Origin of the sequence: Agromyces humi (assembly GCF_009720255.1) — a bacterium.
GTDB lineage: Bacteria > Actinomycetota > Actinomycetes > Actinomycetales > Microbacteriaceae > Agromyces > Agromyces humi.
On the sequence record NZ_WJSP02000704.1, the window covers coordinates 1 to 826 of the forward strand.

At 72.9% G+C, this 826-nt stretch carries 1 protein-coding gene; it reads left to right on the forward strand.

Going from position 1 to position 826, the window contains the following annotated elements:
- On the forward strand, nt 1-601 hold a 601-nt coding region (locus tag GH736_RS23660; protein ID WP_159607532.1), incomplete at its 5' end, for an SDR family oxidoreductase.
- Nucleotides 602-826 lie beyond the last annotated feature (225 nt).

The following is an 826-nucleotide window of genomic DNA, read 5'->3' on the forward strand; positions in this document are numbered from 1 at the left end:
GGACTGGGCAGCACTCGCGGGGCGGCTGGCGAGCGCCACGGAGGTCGGGAAGGGCGGCACCATCGATGGCCTGGTCAACGCCGCCGGCATCACGCGGCGCGCGCGACTCCATGACGTCACCGCCGAGGACTTCGAGGCCGCGTACGCCGTCAACGCCACCGGGCCCGCCCTCGGCACTCGGCTTCTCGCACCGCTCATGGGCGACGGCGGCGCGATCGTGAACGTCGGGTCCGCTGCCGGCGCCATGGCGCACTACGGCATCGCGTACGGCGCGAGCAAGTGGGCGCTGCGGGGCATCACGAAGACGGCGGCGATGGAGCTGGGGCCGCGCGGAATCCGGGTCAACCTCGTCAGTCCGGGCTTCATCGAGACGCCGATGACCGCGAGCGCGCCCAACGCGTTCCGTGCCGTGAACCTCGAGTCGTCGCCGCTCGGGCGCTCCGGCCGGGCCGAGGAGGTGGCCGCCGTCATCGTGCAGCTCCTCGCACCGGCCGCCTCATTCGTGACGGGCGCGGAGATCGCCGTCGACGGCGGGCTCACCGGCCACGGCGGGGGCCTGCCGATCGCTCGTGCGATGGGCACGGCGCATCCACAGGACTGATGCACTCCATCATCGATCGAGCCTTCACTGATATCGCGGCACGCGCTTGACTGAGGGAGCGCACCCAACGACGCGCGCCCGAATGGAGAACCACCCGTGACATCGTCGTCCGACGGCCTGGCCGCACCCTTCGCCCTCGTCCGCTACCGCGCGGCCGGAGCCGAGCCCGCGCTCGGACTCGTCGCGGGGGAGCGCGTGCGGCCGATCGGCTCCGACGAGCTGGGC